Origin of the sequence: Vibrio sp. 1151_11, assembly GCF_029478525.1 — a bacterium.
In the GTDB taxonomy this organism is placed as follows: domain Bacteria; phylum Pseudomonadota; class Gammaproteobacteria; order Enterobacterales; family Vibrionaceae; genus Vibrio; species Vibrio anguillarum.
The window spans coordinates 1-25,237 of record NZ_SHMN01000009.1 but is presented as its reverse complement, the minus strand read 5'-3'; the positions used below and the strand labels follow the sequence as shown (position 1 = coordinate 25,237).

General features: G+C 43.8%; 24 protein-coding genes. 12 read left to right on the top strand and 12 right to left on the bottom strand.

Annotated features, from left to right (window positions below):
- Positions 1–251 precede the first annotated feature (251 nt).
- The 3 genes from speB to EXZ60_RS08620 form a co-directional block, all read right to left on the bottom strand.
- Positions 252–1,181, bottom strand: coding sequence for an agmatinase (gene speB, locus EXZ60_RS08630; RefSeq protein ID WP_013867969.1), 930 nt, complete (start codon positions 1,179–1,181; stop codon positions 252–254).
- Positions 1,182–3,092 carry an arginine decarboxylase gene (speA, locus tag EXZ60_RS08625; protein ID WP_026027469.1) on the bottom strand — a complete coding sequence of 637 codons (1,911 nt, stop codon included), beginning with the start codon at positions 3,090–3,092 and terminating at the stop codon, positions 1,182–1,184.
- Positions 3,093–3,279: 187 nt separating this feature from the next.
- Complete coding sequence (locus EXZ60_RS08620; protein ID WP_277435598.1) at positions 3,280–4,110, bottom strand: hypothetical protein; 831 nt, start codon at positions 4,108–4,110, stop codon at positions 3,280–3,282.
- A 333-nt stretch (positions 4,111–4,443) separates the two neighbouring features.
- Here EXZ60_RS08620 and proV point away from each other — a divergent pair, with 333 nt between their 5' ends.
- The 6 genes from proV (at position 4,444) to EXZ60_RS08590 (ending at position 10,325) form a co-directional block, all read left to right on the top strand.
- The gene (gene proV, locus EXZ60_RS08615; RefSeq protein ID WP_013867972.1) at positions 4,444–5,631 is read left to right on the top strand and encodes a glycine betaine/L-proline ABC transporter ATP-binding protein ProV; all 1,188 of its coding nucleotides are present in this window, start codon (positions 4,444–4,446) and stop codon (positions 5,629–5,631) included.
- A gap of 2 nt (positions 5,632–5,633) precedes the next feature.
- A complete protein-coding gene (gene proW / locus EXZ60_RS08610) occupies positions 5,634–6,740 on the top strand; it encodes a glycine betaine/L-proline ABC transporter permease ProW (RefSeq protein ID WP_277435556.1) in 1,107 nt (368 codons plus the stop codon).
- Positions 6,737–7,744, top strand: coding sequence for a glycine betaine/L-proline ABC transporter substrate-binding protein ProX (proX, locus tag EXZ60_RS08605; RefSeq protein WP_017043349.1), 1,008 nt, complete (start codon positions 6,737–6,739; stop codon positions 7,742–7,744). The genes proW and proX overlap by 4 nt, the downstream gene beginning before the upstream one ends.
- A gap of 4 nt (positions 7,745–7,748) precedes the next feature.
- A complete protein-coding gene (locus EXZ60_RS08600) occupies positions 7,749–8,279 on the top strand; it encodes a MarR family winged helix-turn-helix transcriptional regulator (RefSeq protein ID WP_017043348.1) in 531 nt (176 codons plus the stop codon).
- Between the two features lie 136 nt (positions 8,280–8,415).
- Entirely contained in the window at positions 8,416–8,982 is a 567-nt protein-coding gene (locus tag EXZ60_RS08595; RefSeq protein ID WP_013867977.1) for a mechanosensitive ion channel domain-containing protein, read from the top strand.
- Positions 8,979–10,325 (top strand): magnesium transporter, encoded by a 1,347-nt coding sequence (locus EXZ60_RS08590; RefSeq protein WP_017046070.1) that lies wholly within the window; start codon positions 8,979–8,981, stop codon positions 10,323–10,325. The genes EXZ60_RS08595 and EXZ60_RS08590 overlap by 4 nt, the downstream gene beginning before the upstream one ends.
- A 133-nt stretch (positions 10,326–10,458) precedes the next feature.
- Here EXZ60_RS08590 and EXZ60_RS08585 read toward each other — a convergent pair whose 3' ends face one another.
- The 6 genes from EXZ60_RS08585 to EXZ60_RS08560 all read right to left on the bottom strand — a co-directional run bounded on the left by EXZ60_RS08585 (position 10,459) and on the right by EXZ60_RS08560 (position 15,712).
- Positions 10,459–11,874 carry an aspartate kinase gene (locus tag EXZ60_RS08585; protein ID WP_013867979.1) on the bottom strand — a complete coding sequence of 472 codons (1,416 nt, stop codon included), beginning with the start codon at positions 11,872–11,874 and terminating at the stop codon, positions 10,459–10,461.
- A gap of 48 nt (positions 11,875–11,922) precedes the next feature.
- A complete protein-coding gene (locus tag EXZ60_RS08580) occupies positions 11,923–12,309 on the bottom strand; it encodes an ectoine synthase (RefSeq protein WP_013867980.1) in 387 nt (128 codons plus the stop codon).
- 9 nt (positions 12,310–12,318) lie between these two features.
- Entirely contained in the window at positions 12,319–13,584 is a 1,266-nt protein-coding gene (gene ectB, locus EXZ60_RS08575; protein ID WP_047689962.1) for a diaminobutyrate--2-oxoglutarate transaminase, read from the bottom strand.
- Positions 13,585–13,595: 11 nt separating this feature from the next.
- Complete coding sequence (gene ectA, locus EXZ60_RS08570; protein ID WP_017046068.1) at positions 13,596–14,162, bottom strand: diaminobutyrate acetyltransferase; 567 nt, start codon at positions 14,160–14,162, stop codon at positions 13,596–13,598.
- A 487-nt stretch (positions 14,163–14,649) separates the two neighbouring features.
- Positions 14,650–15,159, bottom strand: a complete 510-nt coding sequence (locus EXZ60_RS08565) for a hypothetical protein (protein WP_017046067.1) — start codon at positions 15,157–15,159, stop codon at positions 14,650–14,652.
- Between the two features lie 40 nt (positions 15,160–15,199).
- Entirely contained in the window at positions 15,200–15,712 is a 513-nt protein-coding gene (locus EXZ60_RS08560; protein WP_164996821.1) for a nicotinate-nicotinamide nucleotide adenylyltransferase, read from the bottom strand.
- 104 nt (positions 15,713–15,816) lie between these two features.
- Between EXZ60_RS08560 and nadE the strand changes: the two genes are divergently transcribed.
- Positions 15,817–16,647, top strand: a complete 831-nt coding sequence (gene nadE, locus EXZ60_RS08555) for an ammonia-dependent NAD(+) synthetase (RefSeq protein WP_026029071.1) — start codon at positions 15,817–15,819, stop codon at positions 16,645–16,647.
- Positions 16,648–16,740: 93 nt separating this feature from the next.
- On the opposite strand, the gene EXZ60_RS08550 is transcribed toward nadE, so the two are convergent.
- The gene (locus EXZ60_RS08550; protein ID WP_013867986.1) at positions 16,741–17,202 is read right to left on the bottom strand and encodes a TetR/AcrR family transcriptional regulator; all 462 of its coding nucleotides are present in this window, start codon (positions 17,200–17,202) and stop codon (positions 16,741–16,743) included.
- A gap of 510 nt (positions 17,203–17,712) precedes the next feature.
- Here EXZ60_RS08550 and EXZ60_RS08545 point away from each other — a divergent pair.
- Positions 17,713–18,015, top strand: a complete 303-nt coding sequence (locus EXZ60_RS08545; RefSeq protein ID WP_010318562.1) for a YfcZ/YiiS family protein — start codon at positions 17,713–17,715, stop codon at positions 18,013–18,015.
- A gap of 121 nt (positions 18,016–18,136) precedes the next feature.
- Positions 18,137–18,763: a hypothetical protein gene (locus EXZ60_RS08540; RefSeq protein WP_013867989.1), complete on the top strand. Its 627-nt coding sequence runs from the start codon at positions 18,137–18,139 to the stop codon at positions 18,761–18,763.
- 54 nt (positions 18,764–18,817) lie between these two features.
- On the opposite strand, the gene EXZ60_RS08535 is transcribed toward EXZ60_RS08540, so the two are convergent.
- Complete coding sequence (locus tag EXZ60_RS08535; protein ID WP_026028217.1) at positions 18,818–19,924, bottom strand: 1-acyl-sn-glycerol-3-phosphate acyltransferase; 1,107 nt, start codon at positions 19,922–19,924, stop codon at positions 18,818–18,820.
- A 176-nt stretch (positions 19,925–20,100) separates the two neighbouring features.
- On the opposite strand from EXZ60_RS08535, the gene EXZ60_RS08530 reads away from it, so the two are divergent.
- Both EXZ60_RS08530 and EXZ60_RS08525 read left to right on the top strand, forming a co-directional pair.
- Positions 20,101–20,709 carry a hypothetical protein gene (locus EXZ60_RS08530; protein ID WP_017043337.1) on the top strand — a complete coding sequence of 203 codons (609 nt, stop codon included), beginning with the start codon at positions 20,101–20,103 and terminating at the stop codon, positions 20,707–20,709.
- Positions 20,710–20,806: 97 nt separating this feature from the next.
- Positions 20,807–22,675 (top strand): methyl-accepting chemotaxis protein, encoded by a 1,869-nt coding sequence (locus tag EXZ60_RS08525; RefSeq protein ID WP_277435555.1) that lies wholly within the window; start codon positions 20,807–20,809, stop codon positions 22,673–22,675.
- 86 nt (positions 22,676–22,761) lie between these two features.
- Here the strand turns inward: EXZ60_RS08525 and EXZ60_RS08520 are convergent, their stop codons facing one another.
- Complete coding sequence (locus tag EXZ60_RS08520; protein ID WP_277435554.1) at positions 22,762–24,123, bottom strand: alpha-amylase family protein; 1,362 nt, start codon at positions 24,121–24,123, stop codon at positions 22,762–22,764.
- Positions 24,124–24,395: 272 nt separating this feature from the next.
- On the opposite strand from EXZ60_RS08520, the gene EXZ60_RS08515 reads away from it, so the two are divergent.
- Positions 24,396–25,076, top strand: coding sequence for a DsbA family oxidoreductase (locus tag EXZ60_RS08515; protein WP_013867994.1), 681 nt, complete (start codon positions 24,396–24,398; stop codon positions 25,074–25,076).
- The last annotated feature ends 161 nt before the right edge of the window (positions 25,077–25,237 follow it).

Genomic DNA, 25,237 nt, shown 5'->3' with positions numbered 1-25,237 from the left:
ATAACAGCTAGAAAGATTAAGGTGAAACTTGATCATATTATTAATATGAATGGTAGACCAATGAGACACCTAGCCAACCTAATAAAATTGGTACACGGCGAACACTTATGCAAGTTATGTCATTAATATTTATTATTGAGTGCGCAAAGTGAATTTTACATTGAAAGACAAGATGATGATTTTTAATGGAAATACGTTGAGATGATGGTTAAGAAAAACGCGCAGTGGTGATGCTGCGCGCTGACTTATTTTTATGACGCCACGTTTGGCTTAGAAGCCCAAACGTAAAGCAGCTCTAGAGCAATTGTCGCACCAGCCAAAGCCGTTAGCTCACTTTGATCGTACGGAGGAGAAACTTCAACAACATCCATTCCCACCAAATTAATACCGGCCAATGCACGAATGATTTTCAGCACTTTATCGGAATTCAATCCACCACATACTGGCGTACCCGTTCCAGGAGCAAAAGCGGGATCTAAGCAGTCAATATCAAACGTCAGGTATACGGGTTTATCACCAATAGTTTGACGAATATTAGCGACGATCTCTTCCACTGACATATCATTCGCTTGCATCGCATTGATGACATTAAAGCCGTGGCCTTCCTGTTTGTATTCGGTGCGAATACCCACTTGTACAGAGTGCTTGGCTGAGATCAACCCTTCCTTCGGCGCATGATAGAACATAGTGCCGTGATCATAAGCGCTGCCATTGGCATAGGTGTCCGTATGAGCATCAAAGTGAATCAATGCCATTTCGCCATAATATTTGGCATAAGCGCGCAATATAGGCAGCGTGATAAAGTGGTCACCACCTAAAGCAAGCATGGTTTTGCCACTTTTTAGAATTTCGCTAGTCGCAGCTTCTAAGCGATAAGTGAAATCTTCAGCGTCACCACAATCAAACACCAAATCGCCCGCGTCGATCACTTTGGTATCTTGGAACAAGTTAAAGTTCCAAGGAAACTTTTTACCTTCCCATGCAAGGTTCACTGAAGCGCGACGAATAGCATCTGGACCCATTCTCGCCCCTGGGCGACCTGATGTAGCCATATCCAAAGGTACGCCCAGTACCACGACATCGGCATCTGCACTTACTGGGTCTTTAACATAAGGACGACGTACAAACGTCATCGCATTGGAATACAGGGAATAATCAGTTTTAGTAAACAAATCATTCATTTAGAAATCCTCTAGATAGGTATAACCGCTCAAGCCTTGCTCAAGCTCTTGCAATACATTTTCTTGTTCTTCAACCGCCACACGCTGGCTAACTAATTCGCGGTAGTTTTTACGGATGGCATCCACATCAATATGAACATAGCGCATCATATCTTCAACCGTGTCTCCTTCGTTGATCGATACGATTTCAGTTTCGCCATTCTCTGCCATGTTCACCACCACGCTGTGTGTGTCGCCAAATAGGTTATGCATATCGCCTAAGATCTCTTGATAGGCCCCTACAAGGAAGAATCCCATCAAATACGGTTCATCGGCATTCCATGCTGGCACTGGCAGCGTCGTTTCAATACCTTGCCCCTCAACGTACTGCTCGATTGCACCATCAGAATCACAGGTGATATCCAGCATCACGGCGCGGCGATCTTCCACTTTTTCAAGGCCAGACAATGGCAACACAGGGAAAACTTGGTCGATTCCCCACGCATCTGGCAATGATTGAAACAGTGAAAAGTTAACAAAAAACTTATCCGCCAAACGCTCATTCAGTTCATCCAAAATAGGACGATGGAAGCGGTTTTTGGTACTCATTTGCAGTGTCAGTTCGTGATAAATGCGCAGCGATAGCTGTTCAGCCCAAGCACGGTGCTGAAGGTTAATAACGCCAGTCGAAAACTGGTTGTGCGCTTCCGACAGATCGCTTTGCGTATCGTTGTAAATTTCAATCAGTGCACGCGCATCAGAGCCTTCACTTAAACTTTGCCAGTTACGCCACATGTTTTGTAGCAATACCGGAGCTTCTTCACCGACTTCTGGAATCTCTTCTGGGTAATACGCTTCTGTACCAATAACATTAGTGATAAGTACGGCGTGGTGCGCGGTAATCGAGCGGCCGGATTCAGAAATAATGACTGGCCTTGGCTGACTATATAACTGGCACACATCGCTTACCGTGCTTACGATATTGCGTGCATATTCAGCTAAACCATAGTTCATCGAGTTGGATGATTGACTGCGTGTACCGTCGTAGTCCACCGCTAAACCCCCACCCACATCGAAGAAGTCAATCTCCGCACCAATATCACGCAGCTCGCAGTAAAAACGCGCCGCTTCGTTCACGCCATTACGCACATCACGAATATTCGCCATTTGCGAACCTAAGTGGAAATGCACCAGTTGCAACGCTTCTAGTTGCTGCTCTTTTTTAAGGCGTTCGATAACGGTCAACACTTGAGATGCAGAGAGCCCAAACTTCGATTTTTCACCACCACTCGCCTGCCATTTCCCCGCGCCTTGAGAAGCTAAACGAATACGGAGCCCTAAACGTGGTTTCACGCCTAGGCTTTTCGCTTCTTTCAGCACGAGATCCAGCTCAGACAATTTTTCCAAAACGATGAATACTTTATGGCCAAGCTTTTCACCAATCAGGGCCAGACGAATGTACTCTCTGTCTTTGTAGCCGTTACATACAATCACTGAACTTGCTTGTTGGGCTAAAGCCAATACCGCCAATAATTCTGGCTTACTGCCCGCTTCCAATCCAAGCTGTTTAGTCTCTAGCTGCGCTTGGCTGGCTAAAATCTCATCCACCACTTCTTTTTGTTGGTTCACTTTGATTGGGTAGACCAACAGGTAGTTGTTTGGATATTGGTATTCTTCAATCGCCTGATTAAAGGCGTCACAGATGTTATGTACGCGTTGATGCAGGATCTGCGGAAAACGTACAAGCACAGGCAAATTTAAATCACGCGCTTCAAGCTGCTTTACGATCGAACTCAAGGGGGTTTGGTGCGCCTTATCATGGCGCGGCGAAACATAAACTTCGCCTTGATTGTCAATACCGAAGAAGCCTTGGCTCCAATAATGAACATTGTAGTCAGCGCGAACGCGATCTAATTTGGATGGTTGTTCCACATCTAATCTCACAAAAACAGAGAGTAAAAAGTGAATCAGAAAGTCTGATATCACGACTTGACGCCTGTAACGTCAGGCGCATTAACGGTTAAAAGCGTATGTGTGTCTAATGATAATAATTTGTCGTTAAGATTACGTTTGATTATCACCAGTTAGCTATAAAAAGTGGATGAAATTTAATACAAAATCAAACGTTGCCACTGATCAGCTCGTCAAACTTCTTATTGCCGTGTAGCCCTTCTAAATCAGCTTCTTCTGCAATTAAATCTCGCAATGAAGCGCTAATTTCCGTGGCTCTTTGTAAATCCTCAATCGCTTGTTCTTCGGCTCCGATACGCGCATACGCACATGCTCGTTGGTACAAGGCTGGCGCATTAGCATCATCTAACTCTAGCACGCGATTACATAGGCTCAGTGCCCAGTAGTATTCCCGAATTTCCATCGCAGCATCTGCTTTGTATGTCAACGCTTCCAAATCTCCGGGACGGATTTTTAAAATTTCGTCATACACTTCAATACGCTGCTCTGGTGTTTGGACACTTTGCGCTCTCAACCATAAGTTATGGATTTCATTAATAATTTCAATTTCACGGTTGTTTTCAGTAATGATGCGTGTTTTGCGCTTAAGATCTCGCTCCAAGGCGAGGAATTTTTTCTCATATTCCTGCGCAATTTGATTTAGCCGTTTATCGGCCAGCTCACGCGTGTTGTGCTTCACTTCTTTAAGTGACTGCCAACCAATTAATGCAACTAATGAGGCAACACCAGCGATGACATAGAAAAAATAGGTCACCGTCACATTCGAGTAATTCAGTGACTTGTCTGCAACGGACAGTTCTCTGTCGGTAATTTGAATCGTGAGTCGCCGTTCAAGATCTTGTTGATCTTGTCTTAACGCTTTCAATTCATCCAATATGTAGCGCTCAACCAAAGGACGATCCAGTATTGGCGATTCAGAATAGGGCTCTTCCTGTGCCAGCGTTGGAAAAGACGTTAGCACTATCAGGAACAAGAACATCTGCAATAATTGCAGCACAATCGGTTGCTCATTTATTTTTCTCACTCTCTACCTCTTTCATCAGACACGTTGTCGATTTATTCGTCGCCATTTTCAAATCTGCACACCTATGGACCCAAATTTCTCTGGCCTGTCATCCACATACAACCATTTTAACTCAAACTATTTTTTGTTTTTTTAAATTTATTTTTGATATAAAAAATCAGTAAGTTAATGACAAAATAGCTAATGGCAATTGGGTTAAAACTTGAAAACCGTCAAATTAATGTTTAGTGTACTATACATATTTACGGCTAAACATTAAATAGCCATGAAGAACAAAGGATGTAAATCATGTCACCCGTGTTAGAAGTTAAGAACCTCTACAAGGTATTTGGAGAGACTCCGCAACAGGCTTTCCCGCTGTTAGAAAAAGGGTTGGATAAGGACCAAATTTTCGAGCAAACCGGGCTCACTGTTGGGGTCAAGGATGTGTCTCTTTCAATCAATGAAGGGGAGATTTTTGTCATTATGGGTTTGTCCGGTTCGGGCAAGTCCACTTTAGTTCGATTGTTGAACCGCCTGATTGAGCCAACCCAAGGAAGTGTTTTACTGAAGGGTAAGGATATTGCTCATATTTCAGAGCAAGAGCTGCGCGATGTGAGACGTAAAAATATCTCAATGGTATTTCAGAACTTCGCACTCATGCCACATATGACCGTTCTTGAAAACGCTGCCTTTGGATTAGAACTATCAGGAGTGGTGGCTCATGAACGTAATAAAAGTGCAAAAGAAGCGCTCGCTCGGGTTGGCTTAGACGCCTACTGTGAGTCATTCCCTGATGAGTTATCGGGTGGGATGAAACAACGCGTTGGTTTGGCCCGTGCACTCGCCAACGACCCTGACATTTTGTTAATGGACGAAGCATTTTCCGCACTCGACCCGTTAATCCGCACCGAAATGCAAGATGAACTAATCCGCCTGCAAAATGATGATAAGCGAACCATCGTTTTTATTTCTCATGACCTTGATGAAGCAATGAGAATTGGTGACCGTATCGCCATCATGCAAGATGGCATCGTCGTACAAACGGGCACGCCCGATGAAATATTGCATCATCCTGCTAACGATTACGTCAGTTCATTCTTTCGTGGCGTTAATGTTGCCAGTGTTTTTTCAGCTAAAGACATTGCCCGTAAAAAACCCGCGGCCGTTTTTAAAAAACACGACAATGATGGCCCGGCTGCAGCAATGCAGTTACTGATGGATCATGACCGAGACTACGGAATTGTAGTTGACCGTACGAATAAATACTCTGGCATTGTGTCGCTCGACTCTCTGAAACAAGCTCTCAAGCAACAAACATCGCTTAGCGCGGCACTACTGCCTGACATTGTGACGGTTGATCCGGAGCTGTCTGTTAGTGAATTAATCAGCCAAGTGGCTGAAGTCCCCTATGCCGTGCCTGTTGTCGATCAGCAGGGAAATTATTACGGCGTGATCACCAAATCACGCTTATTGCAGACTTTGGATAGGGAATAATTATGACAACGGAAACCAACATTCAATCCACAGAGGCGCTTGACCCATGGGCGTCTGCCGCGCAAACGCCTGTCAGCAACGATCCTTGGTCAGCGACTACTGCATCCCCAACTACAGCAAGTGATTGGTTAAATGGCGCAACCGACGCTCCCGCGCCTTTCGATTGGCTGCACCCATTTCAAGATGCAATTATCCCCTTTGATCACTGGGTTGAAACCGGGCTGGGTTGGTTAGTGGAACACGGTAGGCCATTATTTCAAGCTGTCAGAGTACCTGTTGATTTTATTTTAAGTTCATTTGAAACCACGTTAGTTTCAACGCCAGCGCCTGTGATGTTGTTGATTTTATTTTTGATCACATGGCAACTTGCTGGACCTAAAATGGGTATCGCTTCATTAGCCTCGCTGATTACGATTGGATTAATCGGAGCGTGGTCACAAGCAATGGTCACCCTCGCCTTGGTCATGACCTCGGTATTCTTTTGCCTATTGATTGGCTTGCCACTTGGGATTTGGCTGGCCAGAAATCAAACGGCTGCAAAATTCATCCGCCCCGTTTTGGATGCGATGCAAACCACACCCGCATTCGTGTATTTAGTCCCGATCGTGATGCTGTTCGGAATTGGCAACGTACCTGGCGTGGTGGTAACCATTATTTTCGCCCTGCCACCGATTGTTCGTTTAACCATCTTAGGTATTCAACAAGTTCCCGAAGAGCTTATCGAAGCAGGCCATGCATTCGGCGCAAGCCCAAAACAGATGCTCTACCGTATTCAGTTACCACTAGCCATGCCGACCATTATGGCTGGTGTCAACCAAACACTGATGCTATCGCTGTCGATGGTTGTAATTGCCTCCATGATTGCTGTCGGTGGCTTGGGGCAAATGGTTTTGCGTGGTATTGGCCGACTTGATATGGGACTCGCTGCCGTGGGGGGACTTGGCATTGTCATTCTCGCCATCTTACTTGATCGCCTAACTCAGCATATCGGTACAGAAAATCGCGATCAAAAAGTACGCTGGTATCAAACCGGCCCTATCTCACCCTTTTATTTACTGAAGCAAAAACTGACTCATCAGAGTGCCAACAATCTAGGAGAACAGAAATGAATTACGCATGGAAGACGTTAATCTCAACCAGTTTAATCGCATCGGCGGCATTACCCATCAGCGCTTGGGCTGATAAACTTCCTGGCAAAGGTATTAGTGTACAACCCGTACAATCGACAGTGGCTGAAGAAACATTTCAAACTCTCATCGTGAACAAAGCGATGGAAGCGCTGGGGTACGATGTCAAACCGACCAAAGAAGTCGACTACAACGTGGCTTATACTTCGATTGCCGAAGGCGATGCAACCTATCTCGCCGTTGGGTGGTTTCCTTTACACGCCGACAAATACTCGATGGCGGGCGGCGACGCTAAGTTCTATCGAAAAGGTCAATATATATCAGGAGCAGCGCAAGGCTACTTGATTGATAAAAAAACGGCAGATAAGTACGGTATTACTAATATTGCTCAGTTAAAAGACCCTAAAATCGCCAAGCTGTTTGATGCAAATGGCGATGGTAAAGCAGACTTAACTGGCTGCACACCCGGCTGGGGTTGTGAGATGGTGATTGAGGAGCACTTAACCGCCTACGGTTTACGACCGACCGTTACTCACAACCAAGGTAACTATGCCGCTATCATTGCCGATACGATTTCACGCTACAAAAAAGGCGACCCTATCCTTTATTACACTTGGACACCTTATTGGGTAAGTGGGGTTTTGGTCCCTGGTAAAGATGTCACTTGGCTTGAAGTCCCTTTCTCTGCCCTACCTGGTGAGCGCAAAAATATCGATACAACCCTACCCAATGGAAAGAACTTCGGCTTTGAGATGAACAGTATGCTGATTGTCGCCAATAAAAAATTCGCTCTAGAAAACCCAGCCGCAGCAAAACTTTTTGAAATCATGAAGTTGAATATTAATGATATCAGTGCGCAAAACATGATCATGAGTAAAGGTAAAAACTCTGCCAAAGATATTGAAGCTCATGCCAATGGTTGGATAAAAGCTCACCAATCTGAATTCGATTCGTGGATAAAAACCGCCAAAGAAGCAGCGAAGTAAGAATATGGAGCCACCCATATCAAAAGGGTGGCTCTGCTTATTTTCAAGGAGGAAAGTATTGGATATTCATGAAGAAGTACTGGTCGCTATACGCCAAATTATTCGTGCGACAGATCTCCATTCCAAAAAAATAAACAAAGATTTTGGCCTCACTAGCCCCCAACTATTGTTAATGCGTGCGATCCAAAACTCGGCCGATATGACCATAAAGCAACTCTCCGATCATACTAATATGAGCCAAGCTACAGCGACCAGCATTTTGGATCGCTTAGAAAAGCGCGCACTGATCATTCGAGAGCGAGATCAACAAGATAAACGTAAAGTTCATGCGTTGTTGACCCCAACGGGAGATGAATTATTACTCAAAGCACCCACACTGCTAAAAGATAGCTTTATTGAACAATTTCAGGCGTTAAACGCATGGGAACAAACTCTCATTCTCTCTACTTTACAGCGGTTATCGATGATGATGAAAACACCAGAAATAGAAGCATCGACACTATTGTCTAGCCTAGAACCCGATGACCCTTTCTAGTTTTTATTCGACCGACTAAAGCAAATTGGTTACTTTTTTCTCAACCCAATTCCAATTATCAACCTCAGCCAGATTAGAGGTTGTAATTGACTGAATTTCGGTTATTTTGAACCAAATCTCCTTTTTCTGATTCGTCATGGAATACTTAGACTTATTTCAAAAAAATTATCAATGGATCATCACGATCATGGCGTTGCTTATTTATCCTAAAACAGCCAGCTACACCGTGCGATGGTTTGAGAATATGGTCATAGGCAAAGTCGATATTCATCGGCTTAAACGAGCACGTTGGCTGGTGAAGACCTTACTCTTCTTGGTGTTAGTGTTGACTCTGCTAATGATGTGGGGCGTGGAACTGCGTGGGTTATTGGTTGTTGGCTCATCACTTTTTGCGTTGCTTGGCGTCGGTTTGTTTGCAGGTTGGTCTTTGCTGAGCAACGTCACCTCATTTCTGGTTTTATTTGTACAAAACCACTGTCGCATCGGTTTATGGGTGCGAGTGGTGGATGGCGCAAATTTTGTTGAAGGTAAAATCGTCGACATGAACCTACTCAATGTCGTATTAGAGAATGTTGATGGCAATACAGTGCTCTATCCAAACAACCTCTTTATTGTTCGCCCTGTAATTGTATTAAACAAAACTCCAGAAAAAGCCGTGAAAAAAATCGAGAAGAAACAACTTCCTATCGGAGTAAAACGTTGAACGAATATCAAGACCTTTCACTGCATATTGAAACGATTTCAAAAGCCGATGAGCAGCAACAAATCGACTTACTCGGCGAGTACGTGGAAAGTGGGCTTGATGAAAGCTCGATCGCAATCATCTTAGAAGCTTTTCCTGTCGAGCAGCGGGTACGTCTGTGGCGTAGCCTACCCTTAGAGCTACACATTGATGTACTGACAGAGATGCGTGCTGAAGTACGTTTTTCTATCATCAACGCACTGTCAGAAATAGAACTAAAACTGACTCTCGCCAAACTCGATAACTTATCTCTGCTCGAATGGGCCGATTCTCTGCCTGATGAAATCATCAGTGAAGCGCTGCGCTTAATTAGTCGCGACGAGCTTGAATTGTATGATCAAGCCAATGCCTATGAAGATACTGAAGTTGGCCACTGGGCAAACCGTAAAGTGTATACCTTGCCTTTCAGCATCAGTGTCGACAAAGCCAAGATACTATTGGAGAAATATCATTATGACTCTCCACAACATATCTATTTGATCAACAAAGCAAAAAAATTCCAAGGTATCGTGAGTTATACAGAAATTTTGCTTGCTGAAAGCAAAACTTTACTGAAAAACATCAAGCAAGATGATCTCTTTACGCTGAATGCTCACCAGTCACTTTCTGAAGCAGTAGAAGCGTTAGAACATTCCCAATTGCCGACTGTCGCCATCATTGATAACCATGAAATCTTAGTGGGTGAAATTGACTGGCAATTTGCCCTGAGTACACAACGAGAGATTTACGAATCGCGCTTAATGGCAGGTACAGGTATGGATGAAGGAGATGACTTATTTGCACCCATCATTAAAAGTTCCAAAAAACGAGGCCTTTGGCTCGGGATCAACCTGCTGACCGCCATCCTCGCTTCGGTCACTATAGGAATGTTTGAAACTGTCATCTCGCAAGTTGTCGCGTTAGCGGTGTTGATGCCAATTGTTGCCTCGATGGGCGGTATTGCGGGAAGTCAAACCTTAACCTTGATGGTACGTGCCATGGCATTGAACCAAATTACACCGGGTAACCGTTTTGCGTTGCTCAAAAATGAAATTGGTATTGGTTCCATTAACGGTTTGTTATGGGCGTTGATCATTGGTGCTTTGGCAGGGCTCTGGTTCCAGTCAGCGATGATTGGCGCCACCATTTCACTGGCCATTGTTGTAAATATCATTACCGCCGCGCTGTTTGGGGTACTCATCCCGATCACGCTTGATAAGTTTAAGCTTGACCCAGCATTAGCGGGCTCTGTCATCTTAACCACAGTAACGGATGTTGTCGGCTTCTTTGCCTTCTTGGGCACAGCAAGTTTAGTGATGTTGTAGCTTTCCAAACCGCTTGAAACCTAAGCGAGCTAAACCACTTAAAAAATATCCGCTCAGAAAATAAATCCCCAATCACATAGATGACTATGTGATTGGGGGGCGATTGCGGGGAACGATGCTTCAATCTGAACCGCTAAGCCGCTTTTTTGGTAGATAGCGGTTTCGCAATCAACACATCATGTAAAACACAAATCGCGCGATTGTAATCGTTGTCTTCTACGACGAATTGTACATTGACATTACGCATCGACGAGTGAGCGGCAATAGGGCTAATTTTTGCGTTAACTAATGCTTGCATGCCTTGCGTTAATGCGTTGTTGGTGTTCATTGATGCACCGATTGCGGAAATGAGGGCGACCATTTTTCCTGATACGGATGCATTCGGGTAGCGCTTCTCTATTTTGTACAACACGTGGTTTAAGTTATCGCTGCTGCCACTGAGGTAATACGTCATCGAGTTTGCATTCATCTCTTTACCAACGAGATGTACCTTAGCTTCGGCGATCACTTCCATCAATTCATAACTGGCATTATCAATTTTCCCGACCATACTTTGGTCAAAAATATGCAAGGCGAACACTTTGTCCTTACCCGCAATAATCTCTACCTTATTGTTCTGAGGCTTATGGACATTGGAAATGAGAGTGCCTTTATGCTCTGGTTCGAACGTATTTTTGATTCTGAGTTCAATCCCCTGCTGACGCAGCCCAGCTGCCGCATTCGGGTGAATCGCTTCCATACCTAAATTAGCCAGTTGGTCTGCTACGTCAAAGTTCGTCAATCCCATCGGGCTAACCTTATCCGCGCCTACAATTCTCGGGTCTGCGGAGCTTAAGTGATACTCTTTATGGATGATCGCTTGCGTTGCGTTGGTTAATGCGGCAATGCGGCTAAAGGTCATTTCACTATAGCCACGATCATAGGTTTTCATTAATCCTTCATTACAATAGGCGTAGCCAGTCACGATTGGCAATTGCGTTGCTACATCAATGTCTTCGAAGGCAGCCAAAATCACCTCATCTAAGCTTCCTGCTTGGCCATTATTCCACCCAGAGAGATCAATGAAGCATGCATTAATCCCAAGAGTTTTTAGCTTCAAACTGGTGTTATAGGCACTATGAGCCTCGCCTATTGAAGATAAAAATTCTCGCACCTGAGGCAAATACTGACGCAATGAAAACTGCCCGTATTGACACGTTTCTAGAATATTATTAATGCAGTTGACTGCTTCTGAGATCCGCGAACGAATAAATTTATCCGCGCGAATACGACTCATAGGATCGGCAAACAAATGCTCATTAATCAGCAACATACGTTGCTCAAGTTGGTACATGGCTTCTTGCCATTGCGTATCATGTTTCGCGATCATCTGGTAAATACCGGGCTTGCCAGTGCGTTTGCATTCCAGTAGAGCATCGGTAATGGTTGCATACGCTGATACCACAAACACTCGATCATAAGGGTGATGAGGCCTTAGTAAAATATTGTCGAGCACAGCATCAAAAGCGCTCATTGATGTTCCACCGATTTTTTCTACGGTGTAAGACATGGGATCTCCTTTTCTTTTAAATTGAATGCAGTGAATCGTCGCGAGTGATTACTCAATGATTGGGTAAACACCTTTTTCATCATGCGTTTCAGTTCCTGTCAGTGGCGGGTTAAAAACACATGCCATAACCATATCTGCACCAGAATAAGCTCTTAAATAGTGCTCGTCATGTTGATCAAGGATGTACAAAGTGCCGGGCTTTATCGGGTAAGTTTCCCCTCCTATCACTTCGATTTCCCCTTCACCTGACATGCAATACACGGATTCCAAATGGTTTTGATAGTGAATATGGGTCTCGCCGCCTTTAAAAATGGTCGTAACATGGAATGAAAAACCCATATTGTCATCTTTCAGCAGCATACGAACGCTTTCCCAAGTTTGAGCAACAACCCGGCGCTCACTTTGGCGACACTCTTCTAATGTTCTAACAATCATTTTTTATTCCTAAGATGCTTTTTTAATTAACTGAGAGGCTAGCTCTTCTACCGCTTGTGCAAAAATATCTAAACCTTGGTCAAGTTCGGTTTCTGTGATAGTAAGTGGGCAGAAAAACTTAATTACTTCGTCATTTGGGCCTGCGGTTTCAATCACCATCCCTAGTTGAAAACAACGACGAGCAATTTTATGGGCGATCTCACCACTGCTGCATTCAATGCCTTGCATTAGTCCACGCCCTTTGTGGCGGTTAAACAGTGTGGGGAAACGACGCAGTGTGGTTTGAATGACATGCGTCACTTGCTTGGCTCGATGTGCGATATGAGTGGTAAAATCATCATTTGACCAATAGGTTTCCAGCGCTTTTGTAGCGGTTACAAAGGCGTGATTATTACCGCGAAAGGTTCCGTTGTGCTCTCCCGGTTTCCACACATCTAACTCAGGTTTCAGCAGCACAATCGCCATAGGTAACCCATAACCACTGAGCGATTTCGATAGCGTCACTATGTCCGGTTTTATTGCTGATGGCTCAAAACTGAAAAAGGTTCCCGTACGTCCACAACCAGCTTGAATATCGTCAACGATAAGCAGAATATCGTTTTTCTTACAGAGACGACTTAAGCGTTGCAGCCACTCGTTGGACGCGCAATTCAAGCCGCCCTCGCCTTGGACAACCTCCAATAATACCGCAGCCGGTTTGTCTAAACCCGATGAGTTGTCATTCAGCATATTTTCAAATAGCGACAGGCCATCAATATTGGCATAGCCATCATAAGGGAGCCGCGTCACGCCACCTAAGCTAAGCCCAGCGCCGCCTCGATGATGTTGATTTCCTGTTGCGGCAAGTGCGCCATAAGAGCAACCATGAAAGCCGTTAGTGAAAGCCACAATATTACTTCTACCCGTAGCTTTTCTGGCCAGCTTCATTGCCGCCTCTACAGCATTAGTCCCAGTTGGACCAGTAAACTGCACTTTGTAGTCGAGGTTTCTTGGTTCAAGAATGAGACTTTCAAATACCGCGAGGAACTCAGCCTTGGCAGAGGAGTGCATATCCAAGCCGTGAGTAATGCCGTCTTTATCAATGTACTCCAATAGCGCCTGCTTAAAGAGGGCGTTATTGTGACCATAATTTAACGAACCAGCTCCAGCCAAAAAATCTAAGTAGCGATCACCAGAATCGGTAAATAGCCAGCTTCCTTTTGCCGTAGAGAAAACTACGGGAAAGTGATTGGCATAAGATTGCACGTTTGATTCTTTCTTTTTAAAAATGTCCATAACGATGATAGTTATCCTGTTAAGTTAGAACGAGGTTTGAGCGGAATACGGTATAAATACTCGGTATCATGTTCACCTTCAAAGTGACGAGTTTGATCGAGAAAGGTCGATACCTCTCCTTGCTCGCCATGTGCTCGATCAAACTTCTTAAAGAGGCTCCATGAACCTTGATTGTTTTTCGTGATAGTCGTTTCCAATACACGAACATCAGCCATAACGTCACGAGCGAGCAATTCATGTAACAAATGTGAGGCAAGCCCTAGCCCACGAGCATTTGGATGCACGGCCACTTGCCAAATAAACAATTCATCAGAATTGTCAGGCTTTAAATAGGCCGAAATAAACCCCACGGTTTCGCCATTTCTTTCCGCTAAGATGCAGGTCTCTTGAAAGTGAATCGCTTGTAGGAAGTTACAGTATGAGGAGTTTTCATCTAAGGGAGGGCATAGCCCAATCAAATCATGTACACGCTGCCCGTCGGCTTGATTAGGGGTACGAAACGTCCATTGTTCTGTCTTTGTTTGCATAATTTCCGGGTATGCAACCCAAGGTGCTGCTGTAATCATTGTCTGCCACATGAATAGTTAGAGCTCTAATTAAAAACCTCTATATAAACTAACAGTACAAATGAAAAATTCAACCCAAAAATTCAAAAAAACAACAATACATATAACTCACTGATTTAAAATAAATAAATAAGATTGAATATTTAACCAAAAAACCACCAATTAGTTAGATGTGTAATTAAATAAAAGTGAGATAGCAGAGTGAATGTGATTGAACCTAGCGGCATTAGCAATCTGAGTCGTTTTTGCAGTTTGCATTTGCAGCCTGCAAAAATTTTCTTGGGGAAGTTTGAAAAAACAAGGAAACAATAGCAACTAAGCGCTATAAAACTTGGCACGTATGCTGCAATAACTATATCGACCCTTCTTAAGCCGAGGGTCACCTAGCCAACTGACGTTGTTAGTGAATACTCTTTGTTCACAATTTACATAGGCCAATCGCGAATATTGCGGTTGGCTTTTTTGTTTTCTGAGGGAGTGTGTTTACTGAGGGAAAACGTTAGAAGGGAACTTCAATTTGCATCATGACAACACTGTCGAAATCTTCATGCCAACGATAGTCAAAACGCATGCGCGGCTCACCCGCTTTTTTCTCGCCAAAACCGATACTTAGCTGTAAGCCGTGACTCATTAACCACTCTTCGGTTGACATATCACTTTGCTCGTCAAGCAATTCAGAGGGTATCCAGACTCCAAAGCCAATGTAGCTTGTGGCCAATTTCTGAGTAAACAGGGGATCCGAATCGGCTTTTAAAAACCAATCGGCCCAGTAAGAAGAGTCGGCTGGAGATTCTTCAAATAAACCTAAAGCCAGCAGTTGTTTCGATGCGTAGCCCATACTATCTAATATAGAAAAGCAGACGCCCGATGCTGGTAACATTGTTGGGCTACTATCTGCACCTAGTGTTAATTCTAACTCTGGCGTTAATAATGAACCGGAATAGAGATCGCAAGCTTCCGTCAGCGACGAAAACATGATTAACGCACAAACAGCCACATTTAACTTCATGAATGCAAACAGCTCCGACCACGAAAAGGGCGTGGATTGTCTAGTAAAGTTTTCTTTGCTGCAAGATTTTCCTAACAGAGATAGTCGTTAAATCGGCAATATCTAAATTTTCAGCTAACCGCTGACGAATATCAGTACTACGAATCGCGACTTTTTCAGGACAGGCCATGACTGACCAGCGTTGCAAGATATCTTGAGCTTTATAGAATTTCGCAAAATTGAACAGATTATCCGGGCCCATTACAAAAGTAATGTCAGCATCAGGTGATTGTTTTTGCAGTAATGACAAAACAGCGTGAGTTGTGACGCTCTGCCCGGGCTGTTGCAGTTCCTCTTCGACTATTGAGCGGTGTATCTTATCTGACTGCAAATCACGAATAAAAGCATCAATAAGTTCACAACGGATCTCATAACTGAGCATCTGCTTACCCCAAGCGTGTGAAATGCTCGGTACCAACAGAATTAAATCGAAATGGCTTAGCGATTCAATCACACTTTTATGTCCTAAGCTCGGAGGGTTAAAAGCACTCCCAAAGACGGCAATTTTGGTCATAGCAATCCTATTCAAGTCTGAAAACCATTTTCTCGGTTTTCTAATCTGATGATTTCGGTATGATACACCAAAGATTTATATTGCTTGCAGGAAAAGGAACCCTAATGGAACAAATGATCCGTGATGAGATGCGTGTTCTCTCATCCATTGACCCTGTTTATGAAATTGAACGGCGCGTTGAGTTTATTAAACGCAAATTGGTTGAATCTGGTTGTAAGTCTTTAGTGCTTGGCATCAGTGGTGGCGTCGACTCAACAACGTGCGGCCGTCTAGCCCAGCTCGCCGTGACACAACTCAACCAAGAATACGCCGTTAACGACTATCAGTTTATCGCCGTTCGTTTACCCTATGGCGAACAAAAAGATGAGGATGAAGCGCAGCTTGCTCTCTCCTTCATTCAACCTACACACTCAATTTCGGTCAATATTAAAGCGGGTGTAGATGGCCTGCACTCAGCCTCTCTTGATGCGCTACAAGGCACAAGCTTAACTCCAACTGACAGTGCCAAAATTGATTTCGTGAAAGGAAATGTAAAGGCGCGCGCTCGCATGGTTGCGCAGTACGAAATTGCAGGTTTTGTTGGTGCGTTAGTACTCGGCACGGATCATTCCGCAGAAAACATCACCGGTTTTTATACTAAATTTGGTGATGGCGCGTGTGATTTAGCACCACTTTTTGGCTTGAGTAAACGTCAAGTGCGCGCGGTAGCGGCTAAATTAGGCGCACCACAGCAATTGGTTCAAAAAACACCCACCGCGGATTTAGAAGAGCTCGCACCACAAAAAGCAGATGAAGATGCGTTAAACTTAAGTTATGACCAAATCGATGATTTTTTAGAAGGGAAGCCTGTTTCACAGCACGTGATTGACCGTCTTGTCGCGATTTACACAGCAACTCAGCATAAACGTCAACCGATCCCAACGTTGTACGATTGATCGACACAATCTCTCTACAAAAAGCACTAAAGCCAACTTCTCAGTTGGCTTTAGTGTTAAAGTCGACAATACAAGCTTGCACAAAGTGCCAAATTATTGACTCATTTTAATCAGTGATTTACCAATCAGCCACTCAAGCTCCCTTGCGCTCTCTTTGCCAAACTGTACAGCCACCGTTTTGTATAACCGATCGACACCGTTTGCTGCAAATTCATCCGCATTTTCAGTCGTCACAACATGATGAAATAATAAACGCAAAATAGCCAAAAATTGTGCATTTTCCAGCGCATTTATCCAGCTATTTGAAAAGCTTGAAAGGTCATTTTCAAAATCTAAATGCTCAACAAACAGCTTAAAAATCCGCCCATCTAAAGCGGCCGTAAAATCGGTTTTCTTTGGAAAATGGTGGCTAATCCCCGTTCGTGAAACCCCTGTTTGCTGACTCAACGTGGTATACGACATTTTGTCGTAACCCAGTCTCAATAGCTGATCGACAACAGCATCCATTATTCTCTGAATGGTGATTTCAGTATCTTCTTTACTACGCTTTGGCATGGTCCAGACTCTTCTCTTTTTTATTAATCCATCTAACTCAATTGCGATGATAGTGCCGTTTCGCGAATCACCCCTCGTGGTATGGCATTTTCTGTCTAAAAAACCATCCTTTAAAACAGTAAATTCAAACCAGAATTATCTTGTTAAAAGCGTTATCTACTGGCTTGTTACTGTCACTCCTTTAGCTATCACTAATAAAACTTAAATTTCCAGTTTATTAGTCATCACCACTAATGGATGAAGCGCAATTTATAATATTAATAATTGTTTCAACCGAATAATCTTACAATCATCAACAATTCGCAACGAACTGAACACTGTTCTGACAAATTTATGACACAAAAACTAGTGATTATTTGAACAGTATCACACTCATTAATTCATAACGATGGCTAAAAACTTTCGAACAACCAAAATAAGACGCGATTTACCCCAAACCTGATTGGCTTTTTGTGGCTGATAAACGATTTGCCCGTTAGAATGTCCATACATTTACTAAGAGGATTCACAATGAGTATCGAAAAAGACGTTGATATCCAAGTCTGCGAAGCATGTGGCTGCGCTGGCGAAATTGGCTTTATTATCAAAGAAGGTGATGAAGTTGCCGAAGTGATGGTCATGGCTCCCAACAAAGCTCAGCTAGAAGCTGAATTTGAGAAGTACCTCGCTCTTGCCAAACAAGTTTCAGATAATGTTGAGTTTGAAGTTTCACCGTTAGATGATAACTCTACTGAATTGCATGCACGTTTCAAATTTGAAGTCAGTGCCGAAAAACTTATTTTTGAACTGAAGTCGCGCTCTTTGGCTCGTTAATCTAATTGCTCTTAGCGGGCCTAATCATGGCTCGCTTTTTTATCGCCCAAGCACTTTGCTTTCTCATCCTAGGCAATGCATTATTGAAGCTTAACCGTAATCTGCCGATACTCTAGGTATCGTGTCTTCATCTGCAGGCTTTATGAATAAGTTTTCGCTTTTACTAACATTATGCAACCTTCTCTATGCCTCTTGTGCATGGTCACAGCCGCTCGATCAATATCAAATCCTTAACCACCTTGATAATTATGGCAATCTCTATTTGCGTAATAAACCCTACACAACACTACCCGAAAATCTCACGCTCAAAGGCAACCTAAATATTGCTAAGACATCGATAAAATCCCTGCCTAAGGGCTTGAATGTGCAGGGTAGTTTAGAAGCATCTAATAGCTTGCTAGAGAATATTCCAAAAGGTACCACCATTCGTGGTTATGCGAACTTACTGGGTAGTAAAATCAAATCGTGGCCAATGAGAATCAAGGTCGGTGGTTACCTGAATTTCACGGATACACCGCTTGAAACGCTGCCTGCGAATCTCTTAGTCAAGGGGGATTTGAGCGTAATTCGAACGCCATTAACCCAATTGCCCGAAGGTTTAGTCGTGGAAGGGAGTTTGTTTATTGGCGGTTCCAAAATCACCGAATTTCCTGACACGATGACCGTAAATGGTAATATTTATTTGGGAGGTAATGTCATCAGTAAATGGCCAAGCAAACTGACCCTTGGCGGCGCGGTCGCAAGATAGGCTAGAAAAAGAGAAGAGAAGAAGCCGTGAGCCCCTCTCTTCATCGTTTAATGATTATTGCTGATTCTTTACTGGGTTGGCGTAGCTATCGAGTAAATAGCGCTGTGCCCCTTCAGGGATCTGAGTCAGCTTGCTTTCTAAGTGAGCGCGGATATCTGGCGTGATATCACTACTTTCTATCCCAGCCGCTAACTTATTGATCGGGAATAATTTGTAGTTTGCGTGAATTTGGCGATCGATCTCTTGCGCCAATGCTTCTGGCGTTTCAAATGCTTGAGTAATCACTTCACCAAAGCCAACATGCACTCGGCCTTTCTCACCGACAATACCTTGGACAATGCTTTCAATATCTTCAAATTCCCCTTTTTCATAACGCCCATGCGTCGCTTTTTCATATAACTCACACGCTTTGGCCATATCACACGGATCGTTTTCATATGAAATCGCGACCGGGACAATTTTGAGCGATTGAATATACTGAGCAAACTCTATTTTCTGCTTGCGCCCTTCCACATGGAACATTTTCAAAATGGCCGGATCGGTAAAATCGTTACCATCTTTTGCTCGTCCCTCTTTTTGCGCTATCCAGATAGAATTTCCAGTTTCAAGTGAGTGTTTAATGTAAGCAGATAAGGTACTGAGCGCTTTCATCATCTCGCGCGGGCCTTTAGCCGAGCGTTTCACAATAAAGCTCTTATTAAGACGCATCAGCTCTGTAGCACAAGGCTTTTTCAATAAGTTATCACCAATCGCAATACGTACAGTTTTATGCCCAGACATATACAGACCATAGTTGACCAATGCTGGGTCCATCGCGATATCACGGTGGTTCGAGATAAATAAATAAGCCGTCTGTTTATCCAATTTATCGAGACCACTGAAGGTGACACCTTGTGTCGTTGATTCTAGTGTTTTCGTGAGGTATTTCTTCACTTCAAGTTGGATTGCTTCCACGGACGTGAGTTTGGCCCATTTAAACTTTAAGTATGCTTTTACAAAAGGGCTCAGTATCGATTTTAGCCAAGCAGATCGTTTGTCAAAACGATGTTGCAAAATAGCTGAGATAAATTCTTCATCATTAATTAAACGGTCAATAGCCGCTGGAATCTCATCGTCGTTGTAAGGACGGATATCTACATAAGGATCAGTTGTGGTGGTCATATATTCATACATCAAATAAAAAGCTGGCTCATTCTACGCATAGTTGACGTAGCTCGCAGCTACAGTCGTAACAGATTCACTAAGGTCAGACCAGAATAAGGTGATTTTAGTTCGCATATTTGGCATTTTCTGTGAGACAAGGTACTCTTAGCGCCCCAAAATCAGTGAGAAGTACCATGAACTACGCGATTCAATTTGAAGCCTTACTGTCTGCTAACTTAGTTGTCACCCCTCGCAAGAAAGTCATCAAACACAGTTTGATTCGAGTAATGAGCGGATTAGTACTGTGTAAACTTGGCAAACATGAATATTCAGTTGAAGCAAAGCAGAGTTTTTGGATCCCTTTTGACTGTTTATGCTCGCTGACTATTTTTCCTAATACGCAGTGGCAGCGTGTCGATTTTTCAGTACGTTTAACCGCCGATTTTTCCCATCAAGCGGGTTACGTCACCTTATCTGAACTGAGCCAAGCCGCTTGTGATCACCTGAGTCAATGTCAACCTAACGATGAAATCTATTCGCACCTTCTTCATGTACTAAAAAGTGAAGCCACGCATTTTAAACCCAAATTATCGTTAAACAACTTCAGCGAAAAGCTATCAGCGTGGCAACCACATCAAGTAAGTGAGCTACCAATTGAATGTCAAATAGCACTACGTGTTCGTGAGGCACAAAAGCGCAAACTGTCTGGCATCAAGCTGAACCAAATCGTCGATGAGCTTTTCCAAGGAAATGAACAAGAGTGCCAACAACTTGCGCTTTTAGTTCTCGGGCGAAATTTGTAATTTTTCGCTTAAAAATGGATTGTTTACTGGCTGAATGATTAATCCCTAACTATACATTTACTAATAATATTAATATTTATTGATGGAAGGGATTGCCATGAAATTCAGCCATAAGATCGTCGCGGCGTCATCTTTGCTGCTGTTGGTCACCGTTACTCTGCTGACGATACAACAGTACTTCACCGTCCAAAAAGAAGTGAAGTCACAAGTTGAAGCGAGTGTAACTGAAATAGTGGATGGGGTTAGCAATACAGCTGGTGCAGAGATCAATAGCCGCAAGGCCATTGCTGCTTATGCCACCAGCATGTTGGAAGTCGACATTAACCGAGAAAGTATGTCTAAGGTCATCACAAGGCCGATTGTCAAACAAACTTTTTTACTGGCTGGGGTCGGTTTTGAGAGTGATGGCTCTTACATCAGTAATGATCCTACTTGGAACCCAGGCGCATCATGGAATCCACGAGTTCGCCCTTGGTATATTGATGCAAAAAATGCCGACAAACTGATTATTACTGCACCTTACGCCGACTCTGCCACTAATGAAATATTGGTGTCTATTGCTACCCCAGTTAAAGATAACGGCAAATTTATCGGCGCCATCTTCTACGATGTTAGCCTTGCTGGGTTAGCAGAATTGGTCAACACCGTAAAATTATTTGATGCAGGCTATGTATTTATTGTTTCATCCGACGGCACAACCATAGCCCACCCCCGAGCAGAGATGAACGGCAAGCCAATGAAAGAATACTTAGGCAATGCCGTTATCGTCGAAGAGCCTAAACAAGTACTGATCGACAATAAACACTACACACTCGATTTTTCAAAAGTCCCCGGAGAGAACTGGTACGTCGGTGTCGTTTTGGATGAAGAGATCGCCTATGCGTCTTTAGCGACACTGCGCAACAGTTCGATCATCTATACGTTGATCGCTTTAGTGTTTAGTATTGCGATACTGCTTGTGCTTATCCGCTTATTGATGAAGCCGCTGGGTGCGCTCAACGATGCAATACAGAACGTTGCCTCTGGTAGTGGTGACTTAACCCAACGCTTAGCCACCGACACGGATAAAGAATTCTCGGTATTAGCGGTCGGTTTCAATACCTTTACTGAAGCCTTACAACAACAAATTACCCAGTCTAAAGCCATCGGTTCAGAAATTTTACGCGGTTCGGAAATGACCTCGATGGGGTTGCAAGAATCGGCCGAAGCGATGCGTGATCAACTGCATGAACTTGAGCAATTAGCCACGGCCATGCATGAGATGGCCACCACTTCTGGCGATGTCGCCAACAACGCGCAAGGCGCGGCATCGGCGGCAAAAGATGCTGATGATGCGACAGAATTTGGTACCAATGTTGTGACCCAAACCACGCAAGCGATCGATAATCTTTCGACGCGTATTGATGAAGCAGTAACAGAGGTAAGTGCACTAGAAAATGCAACGGCAAACATCGAAACCATTTTGAAAGTGATCAACGACATTGCTGACCAAACCAACTTGCTGGCACTAAACGCAGCGATAGAGGCGGCTCGGGCTGGAGAGTCAGGCCGAGGCTTTGCGGTCGTTGCAGACGAAGTGCGTACGCTGGCGCAAAGAACACAGCAATCCACGACAGAGATCCGTAATATGATTGAGAAGTTGCAGTCGAGCGCTACTTCTGTTGCCAATGCGATGAATCAGAGTAAAACCACGGCAGCTGAGGCGGTCAATCGTGCCGAAGAAGCGAATAATGCTCTGCTGAAAATCCGCGATGCTATTCAGCAAATTAGCGATATGAATATCCAAATAGCTTCGGCAGCCGAAGAACAAAGCTTGGTAGCAGAAGAGATCAACAACAACACGGTTAAGATCAAAGATCTTTCCGTTCAAGTTGCAGATGCCGCTGACAATGCCAATATCGCCATGCAAGCTCAAACCGAAAATATCCGAGAGCAAGATGCTATATTGAATAAATTTATCGTTTAATCCTCTACCACAGCAACTGGGTAGACTCAGTAAAGGCGCTGATTACGCGCCTTTACTTTTCTAACGACTCACCGTTTTATTCACCATCAGACATTTGATAGCCGACAAAGCATGGCGCTAGAGCGAGCGGCGATATCCATGACAATCTTTTGGTTATTGGGTTGATACTGCTGCTTCGTAAGCAATTCTAGCATTGGATTTGCCCAATCAATTTCAACGCGCTGACTGCGTTGAGATTTGTTCAAAACCACTATCCCTTCCTTACCGCGGCTGAACACTAACAAGTCATCACTCGCTTCTAGCGTTTTCATTGGCAACGCATGCATTTTATTATGAAAAGCAATACACGCCGCCATTTGTGGCGAACACCATGCCTCTTGCCAGCGCGGAAGACCAGCATGGTTCAAAATGCCACTGGTGTTTAAATCGGTGTAAATTAATGGCACTCCCCCATCGCGACCAAGAATGTAGCTGTAGGCGATATTTTCTAAGGCTTCATCCATGACGAGGTCGGCAAACACAGCGTTGTTGGGGATATCATGCGTAATGGTGAACGTAATCGCTCGGTTGTTGGAAAGCGCCTGACCAAAACAATAAGGGTCAATCAGCCATTTCAGGCTACCTTTTGTTTGTAACGCATCGTATACCGTTTGAAATAGTGGGAAATCATAAGCACCCAACTTGGTTTCTTGCAGATAAGGCTCGAGAAAAAGTTGGTACTCTTCTTTGGTTGCACCGCCATCAGTAATGATCTCGCCAAAAATATGCATGCCTTGCGTAATGTCATCGGCCCATACTTTCTTCAAATGCTCAATAGACATATGCTTAGCAGCATCAATTCGAAATCCTTTGACTCCTAACGCTTTCAACGCCCTTAAATAAGCCTGTTGTTGTACAACCACATGTTCATTATCACGCAACGTGGGTAGGCCCGGATCATGCGCCCCTCCAGTAATGCGGCCATTTTGCACTTGCCAACGATCCTTCCAATCTTTTATGCCAAACGCTTCCACAAAGTCATCTTTATCAAAGAGTGGCTGGGTCAGATCACCAAAGAGGCGCAGCGCTTGGTACTCATCGCTTTTATTCTGGTAGGAAGCTAAGTCTTGTGCGCTCGGGTATTGTAAATCCAAACGCAATTTGGATTCGTTGGCCATATGGTTGAACACCACATCGGCATAAATTCGCAAGCCTAATGCGGTTAAGGTTTCAACCATTTGTTTAAAATCATGGGTATTGCCCAGTTGATTATCAATGATGCGATAATCTTGCGGTTGGTAACGTTGCCACCATTTTGTACCTTGAGCGATTTTGAACGATTTCATCGGCGGTGAAATCAACACCGTTTTATAACCCAGTTGGAAAATTTGCTCTGCACGCTCAGCGACTAAACGATACGGCCAATCAAAAGCATGCAAAATCACATCGGTTGGTTGAACATTTGTCATACGTCAATGTCCCTGTTCATCATGGTTAACTCACAAGTTGAAAGAGGCGAAACCTCACAATACGTCACTTGTTTCTCAAAGCGCAGTTTAATTCTCTGCATTTAACGTTTTTAGAGTATAGAGAGCGTTTCAGCAATTCCATCAGCCTTATTGCAATATTGTTTGTATGAGAGAAAAGGCGTAGAGCGATAAAAAAGCGCCTAGCTTTCCAAAGGGCTACACAACAAGTCACAGTTTATGCTGATAATCTCGCTATAATTAAGGTCAGTGAATTGCCAATCGCGGTAGGGAAGAAAATGAAAAAACTACGCATTGATATCGTGTCAGATGTTGTCTGCCCTTGGTGCATCATTGGCTATAAGCGGTTAGAGCAAGCGCTGCTGGCTCTCAGCGATACGATCGATGCAGACATCCATTGGCACCCTTTTGAACTCAACCCTGCTATGCCTATAGGTGGTGAACACCTACAGCAACATTTAGCCAAAAAATATGGCACGTCGATAGAAGCAAGTTTACAAGCACGCCAAACCCTCAGCGCCCTAGGGCAAGAAGTCGGCTTTCAATTCAATTTCAGTGACGACATGCGTATTTATAATACCCGTAAAGCGCATCAATTATTAATGTGGGCGAATAGCCAAGGAAAACAATTAGAGCTGGAAATGGCACTATTTCGTGCTTATTTCACTTTCGGGCAAGCCTTAGATGACGATGATGTCTTGCTCGACCTAGTACAGAGCCTTGGTTTAGACAGAGAAATCTGCCGCGCAGTTTTAACTGATGAGTCGTGGGCGAAAACCGTTTCTGTCACAGAGCAACAGTGGTTAGAGGCAGGAATTCAAGCTGTGCCAGCCTTGATCATTGAGCAACGCCATCTTATCTCAGGCGCGCAAACGACAGAGATCCTTCAACAGGCACTCGAAGATATCGCGCAACAGCTTCCTATGACTCAATAACGTTTTCTGATAAAAAAGGGCACCACTACTGTGTTAATGCCGTTCACTTAAGAGTGAACGGCATTTTTGTTCTTAGCATACCGTTGTGGTCTAGGCTTAACTGTTCTAGGGAATGTTCTTTCCCTTCGCCCTTCAAGTATTAAGCTTTCAGCCATGTTGTG